The organism is Xenorhabdus sp. KJ12.1, from assembly GCF_963876495.1.
GTDB lineage: Bacteria > Pseudomonadota > Gammaproteobacteria > Enterobacterales > Enterobacteriaceae > Xenorhabdus > Xenorhabdus stockiae.
In genome coordinates this window covers 56,568-79,299 of sequence record NZ_CAWNQH010000127.1, presented here as the reverse complement: position 1 = coordinate 79,299, position 22,732 = coordinate 56,568, and the positions used below count along the sequence as shown (strand labels likewise).

Sequence of the window (22,732 nt, the reverse complement as noted above, 5' to 3'; positions counted from 1 at the left end):
ATATCACTGGCTACGGTGATATCCATCTATTTTATTATTTTCAGGGAATGGATTATATCAAGTCCCGAATTTGTTAATATAATTTTCACAACCTTGCCCTGAAACATCTTCTAATAAATTATCGCTATAATGTACGCCATTAAAACTCTTACCTGTTGATGTTTTTATACTTTTTTTAGTTGATTTATGGCTAATATTTTCATCCTTTTGCAGGTCTAACAGCGAATTCAGTTTGCTAGTTAATTCTTCATTTTCCTTTTTCAGCTTGACATATATACTCCCGGCTTCTCGCATGCTTTTCTTAAACCTACCACATACTTTAATGTATTTTTTATACACTTCCTCTGCTTCTTCCTTGTATTTCCCATATGAATCATTAAGTTTTTTTCTTAATTTAATCTCATAAAAACTGCGCTCTAGCTTTTGATATGCTTTAAATACTTCCAGTTTATTAGAAAAAACAGAAAATTTAATGACAACGGGTTTATTTTTATCAATTAATTTAATGTGTATTTTTTTCCCAAGTAACAAAACATCATCTATTTCATTAAAAGAACCTGAGAAGATAATTTCCTTATTTTTCTTTTCTTCTATGATTAAATTATCTTCAGTGGGATTAGACTTTAATTTAAAAATATAATTATCGAATTCATAACTGTCACTTTTATTAATTTCATTCATAATTATTCCTTATTTATTCCCTGATACCAATCAAATCTATTTTCTAAAAATCGATATAAATTAGATAGGTAATCACTTTGCTTTAAATTAGAAAGTTTAACTATATGAATGATACTTTTAGATATAACTGATTGTAATGTATCTAATAGTATCGAAAGGAGCAGCATATATTTGAAAAATATTTATATCCGTCGCGCTATTTGACCACCCGTTATCAAATAAATCAATCAAAAGCTGTTTGTCAGAATATTCAGGAATAAACAGGATAATCACAAGAGCTGAGGTCGGTAGGTAATCAGGATTTTGTAGAATAAACAGATACGCCACAGTTCACAAGAGTGGGGTTGTGTAAACAAAAAAAGCGCCTTTCGGCGCTTTTTTCTATGACTTGCAGATTATTAAAATCTACCGTCCTGAATTTGGAGCGGGAAACGAGACTCGAACTCGCGACCCCAACCTTGGCAAGGTTGTGCTCTACCAACTGAGCTATTCCCGCATAGCTAATGCGCTATTTTAAATATAAAATCATTCAACCCATTGATTAGGTTAGTATTTTATCTTTAACGGCATCAAGATGGGCGCCATTATGAACTTCTTTAATAAAGATGGCAAGTATTTTACATGCCATAAAACATCAAGTGCTCAAAATACATGCTAAAAGACATGAATTGTATAGCCTCTTGACTAAAATTTGACATCACATTAGTCTAATATTCAATTATTAAATTGAATGATTAGTATTTGTATCCCACACTGCTCTTTATCAAAGACAAGCTTTCATACCGAAAAAGCAAAGTACAGCTACATTGAGGAAACCCACCGTGAATAACATGGCATCAGAGAAAATAAATACAGAAGCCCCGCCAGAAATATCAGATAAAAAACATCGTGATATACCCCTCTCCATCTATTTGCTCGGATTGACGATATTCATCCTGAATACTTCTGCGTTTATGGTTGTTGGCATGATGCCATCGTTAATGGATGCATTTGCCGTGACAGTCACTGATATCGGCTACCTGCTTTCACTCTACGGAGTAGGAATGCTCATCGGCGGACCGATATTGACAACAGTATTTGGTGTACTTCGAATTCCCAACAAGCAAGCGCTGCTTTGGATATTAACGTTGTATAGTATTGGAGGGATCATAGCCGCAAGTGCCGGAAGTTATTATGTTATGGCTATCGCCCGTGTTATTACCGGTTTTGCAGGATCTGCCTGCATTGGCATCGCTTTGGCAATCTGTGGTGAAGTTGTTAAAACAGAAATAAGAGGAAGAGCCTCATCGATTGTATTCACAGGTATGATGCTGGCAAATGTTCTGGGTGTTCCCGCCGCAATCATGATCGATCAATATCTTGGCTGGCGTTTCAGTTTTTGGCTAATCGTTATCTTCACCATTATTTGTACCTTGATTTTATGGGCAATGCTGCCACTTTCACACAATGCTGCCAATATCCGTATCAGCGAGCAACTTGCCTCATTCAGAAATGGGAAACTCTGGGCAGCTTATGCGTCAAGCGCTCTGATTATTGGCGCATCTTACGCTGCTTTCAGTTATATCTCCGTTATCCTCACTGAAATCACAGGATTATTACCCGCTATCATTCCTATTGTTCTTGGTTTTTACGGCGTTGCGAATGTCATCGGTACTTCGATCACCGGTCGTTTTGCTGATCGACACACCTTTGCGGTACTGACAATCGGGATCAGTATACTGACCATATCGCTGCTGATATTCGCGCTTTTCCCGGAAAACCACTATATCAGTGTGTTCTCTTTTCTAATCATTGGCATTGTAGGTGTCTCTATGAGTCCGGCACTGATTACACGGGTTATGCGCGTGGCAAATGCAGGCCCTTTGGTTAACAGCGTCCATGTCTCTTTCATTAATAGTGGTTCTGCCTTTATCTCATGGGCCGGGGGATTAAGTATTGCTGCCGGATATGGATTAATATCACCACTTTGGATTGGCTTAATTCTGGCTATTTTTGCTTTACTTTCGCTTACACCGCGTAGTGTCAGAACAGCAATGACATTGCCCTGACCAAAAAATTTATTTAAAAGCAGTGTGTATCAGGAGTATTGTCAGAATTCGGAGAGTGGTAAGAAATTTAGGGCTGAGTCTGAAAAAAGATTTGGAGCGGGAAACGAGACTCGAACTCGCGACCCCAACCTTGGCAAGGTTGTGCTCTACCAACTGAGCTATTCCCGCTTAATTTTGGTGTGCTGTACTCTCGAAATTATTCATCGGTACGGGGAGCGCATTATACAAATAATTCATCTGCTGGCAAGTACCAAGACGAAAAAAATCGGACTTTCTTTTTAACTGGTCAGTTATCGAACGAGAAATCTGTTTAGTGATTCAGATATGGATATCTTACTTTGATTGATACATATCCATATTTGCTCGCGTAGCTCAAATGAGCTACAGTATACTTATTAACCAAAGGAGGTTTAAATATGGCCGCAAATGCATTTGTTCGCGCTCGCATAGATGAAAAATTGAAAAATGAAGCAGCAGCTGTACTAGCAAGCATGGGGTTAACCGTTTCCGATCTAGTTCGCATAACACTCACTAAGGTCGCAACAGAAAAAGCTTTACCATTTGATATGCATATTCCTAATGAGCTAACAGCTAAAACCATTGCCAATAGTGAAAAAGGCATTGATGTGCACCAAGCAAAAGATGCTGATGATATCTTTGATAAATTGGGTATCTGATAACTCATGAAACAAAGAGCTATTGAATATTCCACTCAGTTTCAAAAAGATGTGAAATTAGCTCAGAAAAGACATAAAGACATAGAAAAACTGAAAGAGCTAATGAAATTCTTGATTAACAATGAGTTGCCATTGCCTACTGTATACAAAGATCATCCGCTACATGGTAACTATAAAGGCTATAGAGACGCTCATATAGAACCGGATTGGATCCTCATCTACAAAATAACCAGTGACTTTCTCCGATTTGAACGGACAGGAACACACTCAGATCTATTTTAAATTGCTAGCAGCGCAAGTAACGATAAACGTTGATGTTGATTAAGTGGGGTTTCAGACCCACTTAATCCACTCATGTCACTAAAATACCGCCATTTATTTCTGAATAAAATGTTCGCGGTAGTAAACCAGTTCCGCAATTGACTCCCGGATATCATCCAATGCCTGATGAGTATTTTTCTTGCTTAAACCAGCCAGCATTTCTGGCTTCCAGCGACGAGCCAATTCCTTAAGTGTGCTGACATCCAGATAGCGATAGTGAAAATATTTTTCCAGTTCAGGCATATAACGGAACAGGAAACGACGATCCTGACCAATGCTGTTACCGCAGATAGGGGATTTTCCTGCCGGAACCCACTGTTCCAGAAACGCAATCGTCGCTTTTTCAGCTTCAGCCTCACTAAACGAACTCTGTTTTACGCGCTCCACCAAACCACTGCCAGTGTGAGTCCTGACGTTCCACTCATCCATCAGGGCCAGCTGCTCAGCTGGCTGGTGTACCGCAATAACCGGTCCTTCTGCAAGAATATTCAGCTCTGAATCAGTCACGATAGTTGCAATTTCAATTATGCGATCGCGCTCGGGATCCAGACCCGTCATCTCTAAATCTATCCAGATAAGATTGTTCTCACTTTTTGACATGATATATCCTAGGTTCCTTTAAAACAGGTAATCTGTATCAGAGGTGTATCATAGCGTTTTTGATCACCCACAGCGATAACCAGCAAGATAGATGAAATAAGTGAGGTTCGGTGGCTAAAAGTAAACTCTCCAAAGGGCAGCAACGCCGTGTGCAGGCCAATCACCAGCGCAGGCTAAAACAGCCGCTCAGCAGGAATGACGCCCAAAAACCAGAACTGGACGACAGCCAGTTTGGTGAGCCACAAGAAGGGCTGGTTATCAGCCGATTCGGGCAACATGCAGATATTGAGGCCGCTGACGCCTCTATACAACGCTGTAATATCCGCAGGACAATTCGTTCACTGGTTACCGGTGATCGTGTCGTATGGCGTCCTGCCTTACAGCTCCAGTCAGATGTTAAAGTCAATGGGATCGTCGAAGCCGTTCATGAACGAACTTCCGTGCTTACCCGCCCTGATTATTATGATGGTATCAAACCCATTGCCGCTAATATCAACCAAATCGTGATTGTTTCCGCTATCCTGCCTGAACTTTCACTGAATATTATCGATCGCTATCTGGTCGCATGTGAAACACTCAATATTGAACCCTTGATAGTGCTTAATAAAATCGACCTTCTGGACGACGAAAGCCGCGAGTGGGTTAACGGTGTCATGGATATTTACCGTCACATCGGATATCGGGTACTGGAAGTTTCCAGCCATACCGGAGAAAGCATTCCTGAACTGATCCAATTACTGGCTGATAAAATCAGTATATTCGCAGGTCAATCAGGGGTCGGGAAATCCAGCCTGCTGAACACCCTGCTTCCGGACAATGAAGAAGCCATTTTGGTTAATGAGGTCTCAGATAACTCCGGCCTTGGTCAGCATACGACAACAACAGCACGCCTCTACCATTTTCCACAGGGAGGAGATGTCATTGATTCTCCCGGCGTCCGGGAATTCGGCTTATGGCATTTGACACCAGAACAGGTGGTTCAAGGGTTTATTGAATTTCGTGATTACCTTGGCAACTGTAAATTCCGCGATTGCAAACATCTTGATGATCCCGGCTGTGCTTTACGCGATGCACTGGAGCAAGGCGCTATTGCAGAAGAACGCTTTGAAAACTACCACCGGATCCTGGAAAGCATGACTCAGGTTAAACCACGCAAAAATTTCACTGAAGGTCAAAAATAGGGCAATAATAAGCAATGCGTTGCCCTGACATTCAAGATAAGGGCAGGTAGAATAGCGGACTTTTGCCCAATTTTCCTATAAGACATTGGCCTATAAAACACTTCAAGAGGTTGACGTGCTGGATAATATTAAAATCAGACTACAATATTTACTGCCAAAGCAATGTATTACTCACTTAGCAGGCTGGTTCGCCAATAAAAAAGCAGGCTGGTTGACACAGCTTGTCATTAAAGCTTTTGCCAAAGTTTATAAAGTTGATATGAATGAAGCCCAAAATCCATCTTTTCAGGCTTATTCAACCTTTAACGAATTCTTTGTCCGACCATTAAAAGAGGACATTCGTCCCGTCGTCAATGAAGCTCACCTGTTGGCACTGCCCGCAGATGGAGCCATCAGCCAACTGGGTGCCATCCGGGAAGAGCAAATTATTCAGGCTAAAGGCCACTACTATACGGTAGAAGCGCTGTTGGCCGGCCAGCACCAACTTGCTGAACAATTCCGTAATGGCCAGTTTGTGACGATTTACTTATCACCGAAAGATTATCACCGTGTTCATATGCCATGTGACGGCGTATTGAAAGAGATGATTTATGTTCCCGGCGATCTGTTTTCAGTCAACCCGCTGACTGCCGCGAATGTACCAAATTTGTTTGCACGTAATGAACGTGTTATCTGTATGTTTGATACCGCTTTTGGCCCAATGGCACAAATTCTGGTTGGTGCCACAATTGTGGGTAGTATAGAGACTGTCTGGAGTGGCTGTGTCACCCCGCCACGCGAAGGTATTATCAAACGCTGGGTCTATCCGGCAGAAGGTGAAGAAGGGGCTGTTTCTCTCAAGAAAGGAGAAGAAATGGGCCGTTTCAAACTGGGTTCAACCGTCATCAACCTGTTTGCCCCTAATCAGATTCAGTTTGCTAATAACTTATACAGTGGCTCACAAACCCTGATGGGTGGCCTGCTGGCACAGACTATCTCAAACGATGAAGAACATACTGAGCACACAACTGACGATGTTTCCGTGAGTCAAAATAGCGCCAGTTAATTTATTACCAAGGAGCCCCTTATCGTGCGCCTGATTATCAGTTTATTTCTTAGCCTGCTTATTACGAATCTGGCTTTCGCCTCCACAACACAGCTGGATGAAAGCCAGCTTAAACAGGAGCTGAAACAGGTTGAAGGCAGTAAAAATCCGCAGGAGGCTGAAATTGCGCAAGCACTGCAAGGGGCTATCAATTGGGTTAATGAGACAAATGCCTCCAAGGAACGGATTGCAAAGTATCAACAGTCAGTTGATGACTTCCCAAAATTAATCAAAGAATTACGTCAGAAAATACTGGCCGCCAGTGAACCACCCCCTGCTATTCCGGCGAATCAGACCATCAGCAGTCTGGAACAACAGATTATCCAGCTCAACAGTCAATTACTGGAACAGGGTCGGCAATTACAACAAGAACAGGATAAAATCCGGGAAATTAGTGAATCCGTAAGTCTCATGCCTCAACAGCAAACAGAAGCTAGGCGTTTGTTAGCTGAGGCAACTTCCCGACTTCAGTCATTAAACCCACCTTCCCCGGGACTGGATGACGCCCAGTTAACACTTACTCAAGCAGAAGTGAATGCCCGCAAAACTGTGACCAGTGAACTGGAGATGGCACAACTTTCTGCCAATAATCGGCAGGAGATTGCCCGCTTACGAGCAGAATTATTTAAAAAACGCTATCAAAACCTAGATATTCAGCTCCAGCAACTTCGTAGCCAGTTAAACGCCCAGCGGCAGCAAAAAGCCGAATCAGCTCTTGAGCATACTGAAATGCTGGCGGAAAAGAATGGTGGAAAACTACCTCAATTTCTGCTGGATGAACTTCAGCAAAACCGTCACCTTTCACAAATGCTCAACCAGCAGACTCAACGCATGGATTCCATTGGCTCTCAGCAACGCAAAGCTGCTGATGATATTCTGCGGGTACGCCAAACCCTTAATACTATCCGCGAACAGGCGCAATGGCTGGGTGATTCAACAACATTAGGCGCTGCGTTAAGGGCACAGTTAACCCGCATCCCTGATGTCCCTAAATCTCAGCAGCTCGACCGAAATATAGTTGAATTACGGGTTGAAAGGCTAAAATATGAAGAAATGTTGGAACACTCTCAGCAGGAAAGCGAACATACTCCTATTACAAATAACAACCTGACAGCAACTCAAAAACAGGTTTATGATTCCCTTATCCGTACCAGGAAAGAGTTACTGAATTCTCTGCTCTCCGGTTATGACAGCGAAATATTGGAATTAACAAAACTCAAAGTCTCTACCAATCAGTTAAATGAGGCATTGAAAGAAGTTAAGGATGCCACGCACCGCTATCTGTTCTGGGTAGCAGATGTCGATCCCATTTCACTGAATTACCCTTTGTTGGTTGTACGGGATTTAACCCGATTACTCTCTCTGGATACAATTTCCCAATTAGGCATTGCAATCCACGTGATGCTGACAACGCAGGATACCTTGCTGTATCTGCTGGGTACGTTGTTGCTGGTGATATTCAGTATCAGTTCACACCGCCAGTATCACGCTTTCCTTGAACGTTCCAGTAACCGTATCGGCAAGGTGACACAAGATCACTTCTCCCTGACCATAAGGACAGTGTTCTGGTCTGTTGTTGCGGCTTTACCTCTGCCAATGCTCTGGTCAGCGATTGGCTACGGCCTGAAAAATGCCTGGCAGTACCCAATGGCAACCGCTATCGGTAATGGGGTCAGCGAAACAACACCTATCCTATGGATTTTCATGCTCAGCGCAGCGTTTGCCCATCCGAATGGTCTGTTTATTGCTCATTTCCGCTGGCCGGAAGAACGTGTAAAACGGGCAATGCGCTTTTATCGGGTATCAATTTTCCTGATTGTGCCATTGATGATGGCGCTAATTACCTTTAACAATTACAGTGATCGTGAGTTTGGTGCAACTCTCGGCAGATTATGTTTTCTAATGCTCTGCGTCTCGCTGAGTCTGGTCACAACCAGCCTGAAACGGGCAGGTATTCCACTGTACATGGATAAACATGGGTCAGGTGACAATGTTATCAACTCTGTTTTATGGTGGATATTACTCTCTGCACCAATTCTGGCCGCACTGGCTTCTGTACTGGGTTATCTGCAAACTTCGCAGGCCCTGTTGGCACGATTGGAAACCTCTGTTGCCATCTGGTTCTCCCTGCTGGTCATCTATCACATAACCCGTCGATGGATGTTAATCCAGCGTCGTAAAATTGCGTTCGAAAGGGCAAAACAACGTCGGGCTGATATCCTTGCCCAACGCGCTAAAAGTGAAGAAGATTCCAGCAATATTAACAGCAGTGTTGAAGGGGTGATTGAAGTTGAAGAGCCAGTTATCGATCTGGATGCAATCAGTGCCCAGTCTTTAGGTCTGGTACGCTCCATCCTGACGATGCTGGCACTGGTTTCACTTATCCTGTTATGGTCAGAACTACATTCTGCGTTCTCTTTCCTTGAAAATATCCGGTTATGGGATGTCACCACAAGCATCAACGGTATTGATACTATCCAGTCAATCACTCTGGGTTCTATCCTGATTGCCATTCTGGTCATTATTATTACGACTCAGCTTGTCCGTAATCTCCCTGCATTACTGGAACTGGCACTGTTACAACATCTGGAACTGACGCCCGGTACAGGCTACGCCATCACCACATTAACCAAATACGGTATTACGCTGATCGGCAGTATCGTCGGTTTCTCATTAGTGGGTATTGAATGGTCAAAACTGCAATGGTTAGTTGCAGCAATGGGGGTTGGACTTGGTTTTGGGTTACAGGAAATTTTTGCCAATATTATTTCCGGGCTGATGATCCTGTTCGAAAAACCAATCCGTATTGGCGATACCGTCACTATTCGCGGGCTGACCGGTAGCATCACAAAAATTAATACACGGGCAACGACTCTGACTGACTGGGATAGAAAAGAGATCATCGTTCCCAATAGAGCATTTATTACTGAACAATTTATAAACTGGTCATTGTCTGATACCATCACCCGTATTGTCCTGACGATCCCTGTTCCCGTAGAGACAGAATCTGCGAAAGCAACAGAGATATTACTGACCGCAGCAAGACGATGCCCGTTAATTATCGATAATCCGATGCCTGAAGCCTATCTGGTTGACCTGCAACAGGGAATTCAGATTTATGAACTGCGAGCTTATGCCGCAGAAATGGGGCATCGTATGCCTGCTCGTCATGAAGTACATCAGTATATTTTGCAGGAATTCCATAACCACAATATCACCCTGCCATTCCCTCCATTTCAGGCTCGTGTTGATATTTTCGGACAGGAAATCCGCAGTGCTACAACCAACACATCAGGTCGCAATCTTCCACGTAAGCCGGGAGATCTATAATTTAATTTAAGGAAAAAGAGAACAAAAATATGGTAAGGCGCATCCCTGTTCAGATAAGTGGCTTACTGGCATTAAATGGTGTTTCTATTCTGGGAAACACCATCACAGAAATCGCTATTCCTTGGTTAATTCTGGAAATATCAGGCAGTCCATTACTGGTTGCTGCTGTGATGTCAGCCAAAATGCTGCCATTAATATTATCTGTTTTTTTCAGTGCACAGCTGGTTGATAGATACGGCGCATTTCGGATCTCAGTATTATCGGATTTCGTTAATTTCCTGAGTGTGTTATTAATCCCTGTATTCTATACAATGGATATTCTTCACCTTTATCTTCTAGCTATTTTATTAATGTTTTCAACTATTCTGGATGCACCAGGGCGTCTGGCAAAAGATATTATGCTAGCAAAGGAAATAAAACTGCATAAAAGAGAGAATGAATTAATCAATGGCATAAATAGCACCATTGAAAATATCTGTGATCTTGCTGGCCCTGCTTTTGGCTCACTCATTATCGCCATGCTTGGTACAATCAACGCATTATACTTTGATGCGGTCAGTTTTTTAGTTGTTGCCCTTGGTATTATTATTCTGAAAAAACATTTTTCCGCTGATATAAACCAGATAACCGAAGCACCTTCTCTGCCACATCGTTATTTCCTTGAAGCCTTGCACTACATTAAATCGGAGAGGGAACTGTTTTCTGTTCTCGTCCTCAGTTCAATAATCAATTTTGTTATCACCCCATTCCTGACCGTTTACCTGCCTTACGTCAATAAAACCGAATTTAATTCCGTTATCAGCCTTGGGGTTTCAATGACATGCTTTGGTATAGGTACTGCTCTTTCCTCTTTGCTGTACGGCCTCTATGGAAAATACTTTTCCAGCCACCGGATCCTTCTCTCCGGTTACAGCCTACTTGGGTTATGCCTCCTGTCTTTGCCTCTATTCAATGGGCAGTATGTTTTGTTTACCCAACTTTTTACCATCGGCTGTGGCATTGGTTTTGCTGCGCCAGTAGAAATTACGTTGATTCAACGCAAAGTACCTGAAAATCTGTTTGGCAGAATAATGACCCTGTTTACCTCTACCCGATTTATTAGCGTTCCTGTCGGGTATATCTCTTTCGGTGCTGTGCTGGAATCCAGAATCGCCCAACAAACCCCTATTATTATGGCGGTAATAGTATTGAGTGGAATATTAGTTTACTTACTTCTGCGAGTAAGAAGGTAAAATTGAAAATCAGGCAACGATGACAGAATAAGATGATTTTTTATTGATAAGAAAACGCTGTTATAAAATCATAAGCAGCGTTTTGATAGTTTTGGCAAACTAAAGAAAAAAGATCAAAGAGATATTACTATATTAACGCAGTCCCTTCGGGTCAGCGCCGTATTCATTACTACCTTCTGTACCTTCCAGAAGAGTAAAGATAAATACGACAATACCGCCAATCGGGACAAAAATCAGCAAGAACCACCAGCCAGAGCGATCAGTATCATGCAGGCGACGTACCGTTACTGCCAGTGACGGAATAAAAGTGATTAATGCATAGAGAATAACTAATATAGATCCGATGGTCTCACCGAGAATTGCACCTAATATGCAAACGGCCAAAAATGCCAGCATATTAAAAAAGTAAAACATCCAATATTCTTTACGACGTGCACGCCCGGAGAAATCAGCGTAATTTTTTAAAACCTGAACATACCAATTCATAATATTACTTCTTTAAAAGAAAATTTAATAAAACAAAAGGAGACAAACTATAAAGGATGCGAGATTTTATACTCACTTATATTTTAAAGTCCACACATAGCCCTTAAAGGAATAATATTAAACAAACCATGTAATTCTCAGATATTTAATCAATAAAATCTGCCCAATATAAAATACAATGTGATTTCAATATATATTCATCTGCTTCATATCAAAGTTAGCCACCAATTAATCAGAAAAAAAAAGCTAATTAATGCAGCATTAACCGACCATAAAATAATATTTATTTATACATTTCGTCTTTCAAGCTGCCTCTTTGTTGTCTGCGCTCGTTCACCCCAGTCACATAGTTATCTATGCTCCTGGGGATTTACTCTCTTGCCGCCGCGACGCAACTTGAAATCCATTGTGTATAGCATGCTTATAATTAATTAAATCATCAAAAAAAGGAATGGTGCCTCTGAAAAATACTCTAATCAGTTATCAATCATCGCACAAATGCAAAAAATGCGCTTACACCAGCCACGCCATTTACATAAATTTAACACAAGCCTATTATCTCAGCTTAAATAACAAACATATTCTTATCGTTCGAGATAATATGAAAACCTTATCCGGCAGGCCATGGTTACTAATAACTTTTTTCCTGATAGCAAATCTTTTCTCTTCAATTGCTGTTGCAATAGGCATGTATCTTATTCCGTGGTATATCAGCAATAATGCAGGTGATCCTTCTGCTCTGGCAACAACTGCCATGTTTTCTGCTGTGTTAGTACTTTGCCTGACGCCTTTTATTGGTAAAATAATCGATTATTTCAACCGAAAATCAATCCTGATGTTTATCACCATTGCGGTTCTGATACTTTTTCTGTTTCTTTCTCTCTCAGGCAATACATTTTCGCACCAGTTATATTCACTGATCTGTGCTTATATCTGCATTCAGATTTATTTCGCGGTTTTCTATACAACCCGGCAGGGGTTTATTAAAGATGTTTTTCAGGCCAGTGAGCTGTATCGTATTAATGCCATTCTTGAAATAGAAGCCCAGTCTTCGACACTCATTGCAGCATTATTAGTCGTTGTCTTTTCGGGTTCAACTAACATTGATATTTTTATGCTGCTGGCATGTATGACGTTTATTTCCTTTATTATGCTAACAGTAATCCCTTATACCGCCAGAAATATCAATCATGGAAGTGCTCCTGAATCTCAACAATCCACGCTTCCTTTATCATTTTTAAAAACTGACTTATTTTGCTATATGTCGATGGGTGCAATTCCCTTCATCTGCATCATGACAATCAATATCATCCAACCCCCGTTTATGAATAGTGTGCTTCAGCAACCTATCAGTTCTTATGCTACTTACGGGATTATCTATGGCTGTGGTGCGATTCTGGTTGGTTTTATTATGGGAAAAATATCCAATCATTATCCTCAACGCAATCTGGTGTTAGTGTGCACGCTCATTTTTACGGTGACACTCGGTATCATCGCTCTGTTTCCAACTCTTGAAGTAATTCTGATTTGTGGTTTTTTCCTCGGATTCAGTAATTCAGCATCACGGATATCAAGTAACAACCTTATTCTACAGGAAGTTAATTCTGAGGTAATTGGCCGGGCATTTTCATATGGGCAATTTTTCGCACTGTGCGGCAGGATCATTGCAACAGGGCTTGTTCCACTAATTTTTGTTAGTGATTACAAATTAGTATGGAATTATGTCTTTGCTATCAGCCTTATTGCACCCGTCGTGTTGTTGGTCAGGCGATATTTAGATCAGACTGTAATTAATCAAAAGGAATATTAGTGGCAGTTATTTCAAACTGCCTATTTACAAATTTAATGCAATAATAACCTTAAAGTGCTCAATCAAGAATAATTTATGATCTAATAGCATAGATAATCAATAATTCTGAATATGGCCGAGAAGAATGGATAAGAATTTTTTACTATTTACCGTGTTTAATATTGTGATCGAGTTTATCTTCTTACTTAAAGTATTTTTATCTAGATTCGACGAATCTGGCTCATAACAGAATGTCATTCCACGATTTTTCCCCTCTAAAACTACATCCACATAGCCTTGAGTACTCGTAGCTATAGTTCTATCAATAAGCCATACTACTGTCAGAGCATCGTGAATCCAACACCCCTTTAGCCCTCTTGTTTCTATTGAATAGTTCATCCAAGGACGAATGGTTTCAACCAAAAATTCACAAAGAGGATTATCAAAAGTAGATAAATAGTCCAAATCAGAATGAAGCATCTGAGTTTGTGTCGTAACATCCATAGGTACCAGTGTAATATTTGCCCCACTGGTTAATACGATATGCGCTGCTTCAGGATCAATACCAAAATTGGTATCCTTTTGATAACCAGAAACATTAAAAACGCCCCCCATTATGACAATTTCAGCTACAGATTCAGGAAAATCTGGGTATAGCTGTATAACGTTAGCAATATTAGTTAAAGGTCCAATTGCTACAAGTGTCACTTCTCCTGGGTTGTCGCATACGAGTTCACCTATACTTTGTACTGCAGATAACTCTTCTAAAGGAAATAGTTTAGGGGGAATAGTATCTTTCCATAAATGACGCAGACCATTATGATCAACACCATAATCAAGTTTCTCACGCCATGCAGCAATAGGCTCCAATAAACCATGAGAAGCACCTCGAATTACGGGAATATCTTCACCTAACCTCTGTAAAAGAGATTTTGCTACAGAATAACCAATTTCACTGGGAGTATTGCCTGCTACAGTAGAAATTAATTCAAGAGAAATTTGAGGTGCTGCTATGGCAAGCGCTAAAGCAAGGCCATCATCAACATTAGCTCCAGCTATACCGTTCCCTGGATCACAATCAATAATTAAACGCATACTTATTCTTTTACAATAGATATACAACCACAGGATTCTCCAATCTGTAAATCAAATTCAAATTCACACTCACGAGCTTTCCCATTCCATGTTTTCAACATCTCTATAGCTGTTTTTGCCATTTTACTAATCGGCTGACGCACCGCCGTCAAAGAAGGTACGTTAAATTGCGATTGTGGTGTAGCATTGAAACAAACCAACGCAATATCATCCGGTACTTTGATTCCATATTCAGATAATGCGCGGAGACACCCAAACGCCTGTAACTCATTTGTTGCAAATACAGCTCGTGGTCGCTTCCCTTTTAACATTTTCAATGTCATTTCATAACCTCCCATGCGAGTGTAATCTGCATAAAAGATCCATTCTTCATATACAGCTAAACCTGCTTGTTGTAATGCATCACGCCAACCAGCAATACGGTCTTGTGTATTTAACATATCACGGGGCCCACAAATAATTGCTATATCACGATAACCATGTTGAACAAGATGCTGGGTAGCTTTAAATGCTGCAAGACGCTCATTTACAATGATAGCGCTAACATTTAGCTTTGCATCAACTCGGTCTAACATGACACATGGGGTTCCACTTTCTTGGATAAGCTCAATATAAGGGTGGCGGTCAACGCTGGTATATATCAATCCATCAACCTGACGTTGCAGTAAATTGTTAATCAACTTTTTCTCTCGCTTTCTATCGTCTCCTGAATCACCTAATAACAGCACTTGCCCATGCTTAAAGGCTTCTTGCTGTAAAGCATGGGCCATCGATGAGATGAAAGGATTAGATATATTCGGTATCACAAGTCCATACGCTTGTGTCGTTCCAGAAACAAGGGCTTTCGCAATACCATTTGGCCGATAGCCTGTTTTTTTAATGGCATCTAATACACGCTGCCGTGTTGCCTCTGCGACAGGCCTTGGGCCATTGTTAACAACATAGCTAACTACAGCTACAGATGTTCCTGCTTCTTTCGCGACATCAGTTCGAGTTACTCTTTTTACATGTAACGTCATGATATTTTTTTATATGCAAGTGAAAATAATAATTCAAATAGTTTAGGAGTTAAAATACCATGATTTAAAATGCAATAAACAGTTGGCACGAATCAAATAATATAAATTCATGCCAAGTTTATTAACGATAGGATAATTCACTAAAGCATTAAATAGCATCTTCTGGTAAATTCAGATCTCTTCCACGCGTTTCTGGTGCAAAGAATGTAGTTATAAATCCAATTCCTGCCATAAATGCAAAATAAAATGCGATAGGCCACCAATGCCCGGTAAAAGACAATAGAGCTGATGCAATTAATGGCGCAGAACCACCTGATAAAATGGATCCAAGCTCTTTTGCGAAAGCCATTTTCGCATAACGATTTTTTACACCAAATAATTCAACACCCCACGCAGCTTGAACACCAAAAATCCCCAGAGAAGCTAGCCCCATTCCCACAACAATGGTCGAAATGACAATAATGGGCTCACGACTTTCCAATAGGATAAAAGAGGGTATTGCATACAAAATTATCAGTAAGCAGAACCAGCGATAGATAATTCGTCGTCCAAAACGATCAGATAAATATCCTGATAATGGAATAATCAAGAAACCTAAGATTGAAGCCATGAAAACTGCTATTGTAGGTATCGAGTTATCTATCATTAGCACCTTAGCAACGTAGCCAATGATAAAACCTTGAACTAGATAGGATGGGCCATTCTCACCAATCCGTAAACCAACCATGACCCAAAATGCTCTCGTATTCTTCCAAAAATTTTTATGTTCATGCGTAGCATGACAATTAAACTTCACAGGCAATCCCGAGTGTTTTAGATTTTCTGTATCTCTCTCCATTTTATAACGTTGGAATACAGGGGATTCATCTAAATGTCTACGGATAAATAATGCAATTACAGCCAGTAAGAAACTCGATAGAAACGGAATTCGCCAACCCCACTCCAATAGGCTTTCTCTATCCATTGTCAGAACTAATAACCAAATTAGTGATGCCAGTAATGTTCCACTATTTGAACCTATGGCAATAACAGAAGAAATCAATCCTCGCTTCTTTGGAGGGGAATACTCTCCGAGCATTACAGTTCCGCCAGAAAGTTCAGCGCCAGCCCCTAAACCCTGAGTGAAACGTAAAATAACCAAGCAAATTGGAGCCCAGATACCAATCTGAGCATAACTCGGAATAATACCAATGAATGTTGTTGAAACCCCCATCAGAGTAATAGTCGTGACCATAACGACTTTTCGCCCTTTACGATCACCTAACCATCCAAATAATAACGCCCCAATAGGTCGTGCAATAAATCCAACAGAGTATGTTGCAAAACTGGAAAGTAGCGCGATTGTAGGTGTCATATCGGGAAAAAATACATCACCAAAAATTATCCCGGCAGCTAATCCATATAGAGCAAAATCAGCATATTCCATTGCTGTACCTAGCCAACAAGAAAAGACGGCTCGATAAAAACCTTTTTGCCCTCTTTGAGTTAACAGACACACTTCGGAGGTATGCTGTTTTCCGATTGAAGGTACAATTACATTATCAAACTGCATGGAATGTTCCCTGAATGTTGGAACAGTAAAATCAATACCGATCTTATAAACCGGAAAAAATTATTTTCATAGCTATATTTTTTATTTTTTAAATTATTTTATCTACTCGAGTAGATATTTATTTGATGTAAGATTTACAATCATTTTTATATTTAAAAATATAAAGGGTAAAATAATTTTTTACAATACATATAAAATAACAACCCTATATTAAAATTTATTTTAAGGTCAGTACATTACACAAAAACCCCGATAAGTTGCACATAAAATTCGTCAATTTATAAATATGGAGCATATTAACACAATACATATATAACCCCCGAAAAAACTGACTAATTAAAAAATAAAAGTTTTAAATATAATTAACTTACAGAAAGTTGATTGGTTTATTTTTACACTAATTTATGACATTTTTATTATTCTATACTTGCACTATATCTTTTTAATTCGCTTCTAAAATCCCCAAGCACAACCATGTTATAATTAAGAAAGCGAATGTTTAAAAATCAATGCATTGAATAGAAGTTCAAATCCAACAAAATTACATATGCTCCACACAATAATATTTAAAATAAAAACAAATAGTTATATAAAAACAGCATCCCATCGGATGCTGTTTTTATATTTTGATGGGTGAAGCCAATACCCTCAAACCTGATACATTTTCTGCAAATAACACGACACCGCATCATCAGCATTAGAGCCTATAATTTCCATGTCCGGTAGAGTGTCTTTCAGGCGCTGATGTGCTCCCTGCATAATGCAGCCTTTGCCAGCCACGCTCAGCATTTCCCTATCATTCATACCGTCACCAAACGCTATGCAATCACTTAACTCATACCCGATGGACTGGCAGACCTGTGCCAGTGCTTCTCCCTTAGATACACCGCCTGACATAACTTCCAGACAGTTTCTCAGTGAAAAACTGACATTGACCTTATCTCCCCAGCGCGCTTCAATCCTTTCTTCCAACTGAACCAAATAATCATGGTCGTCGCTGGTATAGTAAACCTTGCATACCCCATTAACCGGGAAATTGTCGCGCTGGAAAATCTGGTAATGGAAATCCGATACTTTAAAGAATTCGGTTTGTTCCTCGCTTGCGCGATTAACCCACCACTCATCGTTATTGTAATAGTTAGTCAGAACATCCGGGTTATCAAACTCCAGCAAACATAAATCACGGGCAATTTCCGGTGCAAGGTTATGGCTGAAGACCAAATCTCCTTGTGAGTTATGTACCCTCGCTCCATTCGATGTGATCATGTAAGCATCAATGCCCAGCCCGTCCCGGATCTGTCCTACATCAATGTGGTGACGCCCTGTTGCAAAGATAAAGTGAATTCCTTTATCCGTCAGCAGATTCAATATTTTCTTTGTATACGGTGTTAATACGTGATCGGGAGATAACAGTGTGCCATCTAAATCTGAAGCAACAACATGGTACATGGTTCAAATTCCTAAGCTAAATTAATTTTGGTCAAAAAAATCACAAATCGCATTAAGAGCCTGTGCTCTCAATGCGTCTTTTTCGAACAGGATTTCATGGCGTGCCCCTTGGATAACCAGAGGATTATATTCTTCTTTTCCTGCTCCGGCTTTTTGGCGAGATGCACAAAAAGCCAACAACTCCCGATTACTAACTACTTTATCTTCGCTTGCTTTCAAGACGATGAGGGGTGTCTGAATTTCGCCAGCCTTCTCAATGAGGTTATCTCCGGCCCGCATACTTTCACGCATCCAACGATAAGTCGGGCCACCAAGGCGCAATTCAGGGTAATCTACATAATAGCGTAAGTATCGCTGGTAACGGGCATAACTGTGAGTTAGCAGGTTAATAAAATAGGGTAATGGACGCCATTGCCCGGTTAAGACCGCATATCTGTTACGCCTTCCAGGATAGGGTTCGGCCTGATTAACCAAAAAGTTTGCCATCCAGCGAGGCATTGGCAAATTAATACCAAACATAGGAGCACATAAAGCCGCAGCACGGAATACCGACTCATGACGCAACAGAAAAGAGCTCAGGATAGCCCCTCCCATTGAATGAGCAAGTGCATAACAGCGATGCGACTTAAGTGAAGAAATTTCCAGTTCAATGAGTTTTGCCAGATCATCGACATAGTGATCAAACGATTCAACATGCCCTTTCTGGGGATCTGTCAGCATTCTGCCTGAACGCCCCTGACCACGATGATCAATAATAAGAATGTTGTAACCCAAATGGTAAAAATCATAAGCTACCTCCGGATATTTCACATAGCTTTCGCTACGACCCGGAGATATTACCAATGTTTTATCATGATGAGGTGAACTGAAAGAGACATAACGGATAGGGATATTATCAACACCCATGAATTCACGTTCATCTCTGATATTCCAAAAATCCAGCAATAATCCATTTGTAAAAGCAGAAAACTGAGGCTCACGGTTTAACCAGCTTATTTTTAGTCTTTCAGGTCCCATCATCATCCTCTATACCCGCGGTCTTTCCGGTTGCAGATTACAAAATTGCTACTGCTACGTTTATTCGAATCCTTCGAAATGTTCACGGATAACTGTCATAAAGGCATCACCAAAACGTTCGAGTTTACGCTGCCCGACACCGTTAATTAGCAGAAGCTCATCGGGTGTTATTGGGCACTGTTCTGCCATCTCAATCAGTGTTACATCATTGAAGACGACAAACGGTGGAATATTATTTTCGTCAGCAATGGATTTTCGTAATTTGCGCAACTTAGCGAATAATTTACGATCATAGTTTCCACTGTATGATTTGTTTTGTTGATTTCTGCTTTTCAGACTTTGAATTCGGGGAACTGCAAGTTGTAGAGGCATTTCACCACGCAAAATAGGTCGCGCGGCTTCCGTCAGTTGTAGTGCAGAATAATTGGCAATATTTTGGTTGATAAGCCCCAGATGGATCAACTGGCGCAGAACACTCATCCAATGTTCCTGACTATGCTCTTTACCTATGCCGTAAACAGGTAACCTGTCATGCCCTGACTCCCTGATACGCTGGTTATTAGCGCCACGCAGCATTTCAACAATATAGCCAATCCCAAAACGCTGCCCAACGCGGTAAATACAGGACAGGGCTTTTTGTGCATCCACCAGACCATCATAACGTTTCGGAGGATCGAGGCAGATGTCACAGTTACCACAGGCTGTTTGTTTGCTTTCGCCAAAATAGTTGAGCAAGACCAAGCGGCGACAAGTTTGCGCTTCAGCAAATGCGCCCATCGCATTGAGTTTATGCCGTTCAATATCCTGTTGTTCACCGGCAGGCTTTTCTTCGAGACAACGGCGTAGCCAAGCCATATCCGCCGGATCATAAAACAACACCGCTTCAGCAGGCAGACCATCACGCCCGGCACGCCCCGTTTCCTGATAATAGGATTCGATGTTGCGGGGAATATCAAAATGCACAACGAATCGAACGTTCGGTTTGTTAATCCCCATACCAAACGCAACCGTTGCCACCACTACCTGTAAATCATCGCGCTGGAATGCATCCTGTACCCATGCTCGCTGATTGTTTTCCAGCCCCGCATGGTAAGGTGCAACGCTCAATCCCCGCTTTTGCAGCCGTTCAGCCGTTTCTTCTACTTTATTCCGGCTGTTACAGTAAATAATCCCGCTTTTTCCCTGCTGGCTTCGAATGAATGCCCAAAGCTGGTCAAGGGGCTTATATTTCTCAACCAATGTGTAGCGAATATTAGGACGATCAAAACTACTGAGGTGAATGATAGGATCACGCAGCTCCAACAGGCGGACAATATCCTGCCGGGTTGTTTTATCTGCGGTGGCGGTCAATGCGATAACGGGAAGATCAGGAAAACGCCTGCGTAATTGCCCAAGTGCCCGGTATTCTGGCCGGAAGTCATGCCCCCATTGAGAAATACAGTGTGCTTCATCAACAGCCAGTAGAGCAGGACGCCAATTGGATAACTGTTCGAGAAAGTTATCAGTCACCAGCCGCTCAGGTGCAATGTAAAGCAATTTAATGCTTCCCTGACGACACCGACGGATAATATCACTCTGTTGTTCACGATCCTGAGTGGAGTTTAAGCACTCTGCTTCTATACCATTCGCTCTGAGTTGATCCACCTGATCTTTCATTAATGAGATCAGTGGAGACACCACCAATGTCAGCCCGTCTTTCATCAGAGCAGGGATTTGATAACAAACTGATTTACCGCCACCTGTCGGCATGATAACCAGACAGTCTCGATCATCAAGAACAGCATCGATGACCTGTTGCTGTCCAGCGCGAAATTGCTGATATCCGAATGTTTTTCGTAATACTTGTTCAGCCAGCGATGCCGTGCTGATAACTTCTGCGGTAGACACGCCTTTCCTCAATGTTTAGAGCTGGTTTCATAAAATGATTATACCCTGTGGTTTTCAAGTTGCATCACGGCGACAAGGGAGCACCCCGGGAACTTAAATACCCGTCTGTTTATAACAACGGTGTTCTGAACGAGTGAACACTGCCAACAAAGAGGCAACTTAAAAAACAACGGATATTTAACTAATTACAGCATATCATTCAGCATAACACCGATACCAAATCGGGTCTGTCTGAAATTGTAGTCAATCATTGATTCGCCATATCCGCTAAAGAGTTGTGCGTAAAAACGGACATGTTTAGATAGAGGATAACTCCAGCCCAGCTCTCCGCCACTATAGCCACTGTTCCAGTTATAGCGCCCCTGCATGGTAAATACATTTTCACCATAGTGATAGCCGACTTTCAGGCGATAATACCCCATATAACGGTTCATATCCGGGTTATCATCACGCTTGTTACTTTCAGTCAGGCGATACCACGGTTTCAAATCGACCTGCCAGTTTCCTTTTTGTGCCATCAGCCGAGCATAAACCCGGTTCCAGCTACGGGAAGTGGATTCCGGACGACCATTAGACTGGTGATTAATACCCGCTTCAATTTCCCGCAGGTGCCAGCCGGCCAGTTCATAATCGGTCAGCCATGCCAGAAATAACTGCGGTTCATAATTCGTCTCACGAAATGGAGAAGATTCTCTTTTATTACTGAGCTGCCACCATGAACGCTGTGTATAAGAAGCCCCCAGCAATGAATTTTCACCAACAATACCTCGCCATATTGGAAAACCAAAACTGACCTGAAAGTGAACTTCATCTTTACGGGCATGATCAACCCAATCATAACTGCTAATTGCCTGTTTATTTATCCGGGAGCTGTAAGTGTAAAGAATATAATTTGTATCATAAGGATAGAGCATAAAAGGCGAATCATATTCTTGCAGCATTGCCGAAATTACACTGCCTCTAACTGCGTCAGCCTGTTTATCTGAGCCATAAGCTAATGTTGATAACAAACAGGTAATAACCAGTATTTTCCACCGCAATTGCATTTCTGGTTTTCCTAATCGTGATAGTTCAAAGATAAAGAAGTAAGAAGATAAGAATATTAAGAGCAAAAAAATCACTTGGATATTCTAAACTCGAAACGGGGATTTTTTATAGTAACTTTTTCCTCAATAGATTGTTTTTTCGAAGCACTTCTCAGACTGGCAAGATGATAAATAAAAGCATAAAATTAACAAGTTATTAACCAAAGATAACACTCTAATGATATTAAATTTATTTTTC

General features: G+C 41.2%; 18 protein-coding genes and 2 tRNA genes. 8 read left to right on the top strand and 12 right to left on the bottom strand.

Annotation, left to right across the window (positions count from 1 at the left end; translation table 11 throughout):
* Positions 1-57 precede the first annotated feature (57 nt).
* Together AACS92_RS20315 and AACS92_RS20310 are read right to left on the bottom strand one after the other, a co-directional pair.
* Entirely contained in the window at positions 58-681 is a 624-nt protein-coding gene (locus tag AACS92_RS20315; RefSeq protein ID WP_099109348.1) for a hypothetical protein, read from the bottom strand.
* A gap of 420 nt (positions 682-1,101) precedes the next feature.
* Positions 1,102-1,177 (bottom strand) — tRNA-Gly (locus AACS92_RS20310).
* A gap of 334 nt (positions 1,178-1,511) precedes the next feature.
* On the opposite strand from AACS92_RS20310, the gene AACS92_RS20305 reads away from it, so the two are divergent.
* The gene (locus tag AACS92_RS20305) at positions 1,512-2,729 is read left to right on the top strand and encodes an MFS transporter (protein WP_241537916.1); all 1,218 of its coding nucleotides are present in this window, start codon (positions 1,512-1,514) and stop codon (positions 2,727-2,729) included.
* Positions 2,730-2,821: 92 nt separating this feature from the next.
* Here the strand turns inward: AACS92_RS20305 and AACS92_RS20300 are convergent.
* Positions 2,822-2,897 (bottom strand) — tRNA-Gly (locus AACS92_RS20300).
* A gap of 248 nt (positions 2,898-3,145) precedes the next feature.
* Between AACS92_RS20300 and AACS92_RS20295 the strand changes: the two genes are divergently transcribed.
* Positions 3,146-3,406, top strand: coding sequence for a type II toxin-antitoxin system RelB/DinJ family antitoxin (locus AACS92_RS20295; RefSeq protein WP_099109347.1), 261 nt, complete (start codon positions 3,146-3,148; stop codon positions 3,404-3,406).
* A 6-nt stretch (positions 3,407-3,412) separates the two neighbouring features.
* Positions 3,413-3,688 (top strand): type II toxin-antitoxin system YafQ family toxin, encoded by a 276-nt coding sequence (locus tag AACS92_RS20290; protein WP_099109346.1) that lies wholly within the window; start codon positions 3,413-3,415, stop codon positions 3,686-3,688.
* A gap of 93 nt (positions 3,689-3,781) precedes the next feature.
* Here AACS92_RS20290 and orn read toward each other — a convergent pair whose 3' ends face one another.
* The gene (orn, locus tag AACS92_RS20285) at positions 3,782-4,327 is read right to left on the bottom strand and encodes an oligoribonuclease (protein WP_099109345.1); all 546 of its coding nucleotides are present in this window, start codon (positions 4,325-4,327) and stop codon (positions 3,782-3,784) included.
* A gap of 110 nt (positions 4,328-4,437) precedes the next feature.
* Between orn and rsgA the strand changes: the two genes are divergently transcribed.
* From rsgA to AACS92_RS20265, 4 genes are all read left to right on the top strand, one after another.
* Positions 4,438-5,508: a small ribosomal subunit biogenesis GTPase RsgA gene (gene rsgA / locus AACS92_RS20280; RefSeq protein ID WP_099109344.1), complete on the top strand. Its 1,071-nt coding sequence runs from the start codon at positions 4,438-4,440 to the stop codon at positions 5,506-5,508.
* A gap of 115 nt (positions 5,509-5,623) precedes the next feature.
* On the top strand, positions 5,624-6,553 hold the full coding sequence (gene asd, locus AACS92_RS20275; protein ID WP_099109343.1) for an archaetidylserine decarboxylase: 930 nt from the start codon (positions 5,624-5,626) through the stop codon (positions 6,551-6,553).
* A gap of 24 nt (positions 6,554-6,577) precedes the next feature.
* Entirely contained in the window at positions 6,578-9,922 is a 3,345-nt protein-coding gene (gene mscM, locus AACS92_RS20270; protein WP_099109342.1) for a miniconductance mechanosensitive channel MscM, read from the top strand.
* A gap of 29 nt (positions 9,923-9,951) precedes the next feature.
* Entirely contained in the window at positions 9,952-11,154 is a 1,203-nt protein-coding gene (locus tag AACS92_RS20265; protein WP_099109341.1) for an MFS transporter, read from the top strand.
* 132 nt (positions 11,155-11,286) lie between these two features.
* Here AACS92_RS20265 and AACS92_RS20260 read toward each other — a convergent pair whose 3' ends face one another.
* Positions 11,287-11,640 carry a DUF805 domain-containing protein gene (locus AACS92_RS20260; protein ID WP_099109340.1) on the bottom strand — a complete coding sequence of 118 codons (354 nt, stop codon included), beginning with the start codon at positions 11,638-11,640 and terminating at the stop codon, positions 11,287-11,289.
* A 601-nt stretch (positions 11,641-12,241) separates the two neighbouring features.
* Between AACS92_RS20260 and AACS92_RS20255 the strand changes: the two genes are divergently transcribed.
* Entirely contained in the window at positions 12,242-13,450 is a 1,209-nt protein-coding gene (locus AACS92_RS20255) for an MFS transporter (RefSeq protein WP_193756894.1), read from the top strand.
* A 96-nt stretch (positions 13,451-13,546) separates the two neighbouring features.
* Here AACS92_RS20255 and AACS92_RS20250 read toward each other — a convergent pair whose 3' ends face one another.
* The 7 genes from AACS92_RS20250 to pldA all read right to left on the bottom strand — a co-directional run bounded on the left by AACS92_RS20250 (position 13,547) and on the right by pldA (position 22,494).
* Entirely contained in the window at positions 13,547-14,524 is a 978-nt protein-coding gene (locus tag AACS92_RS20250; protein WP_099109338.1) for a nucleoside hydrolase, read from the bottom strand.
* A 2-nt stretch (positions 14,525-14,526) separates the two neighbouring features.
* Entirely contained in the window at positions 14,527-15,543 is a 1,017-nt protein-coding gene (locus AACS92_RS20245) for a LacI family DNA-binding transcriptional regulator (RefSeq protein WP_099109337.1), read from the bottom strand.
* Positions 15,544-15,691: 148 nt separating this feature from the next.
* On the bottom strand, positions 15,692-17,095 hold the full coding sequence (locus tag AACS92_RS20240; protein WP_099109336.1) for an MFS transporter: 1,404 nt from the start codon (positions 17,093-17,095) through the stop codon (positions 15,692-15,694).
* A gap of 648 nt (positions 17,096-17,743) precedes the next feature.
* Entirely contained in the window at positions 17,744-18,544 is an 801-nt protein-coding gene (gene yigL / locus AACS92_RS20235; protein ID WP_099109335.1) for a sugar/pyridoxal phosphate phosphatase YigL, read from the bottom strand.
* A 21-nt stretch (positions 18,545-18,565) separates the two neighbouring features.
* On the bottom strand, positions 18,566-19,561 hold the full coding sequence (gene pldB / locus AACS92_RS20230) for a lysophospholipase L2 (RefSeq protein ID WP_099109334.1): 996 nt from the start codon (positions 19,559-19,561) through the stop codon (positions 18,566-18,568).
* Positions 19,562-19,621: 60 nt separating this feature from the next.
* A complete protein-coding gene (gene recQ, locus AACS92_RS20225) occupies positions 19,622-21,448 on the bottom strand; it encodes an ATP-dependent DNA helicase RecQ (RefSeq protein WP_099109333.1) in 1,827 nt (608 codons plus the stop codon).
* A 185-nt stretch (positions 21,449-21,633) separates the two neighbouring features.
* Entirely contained in the window at positions 21,634-22,494 is an 861-nt protein-coding gene (gene pldA, locus AACS92_RS20220; protein ID WP_099109332.1) for a phospholipase A, read from the bottom strand.
* Between the last annotated feature and the right edge of the window lie 238 nt (positions 22,495-22,732).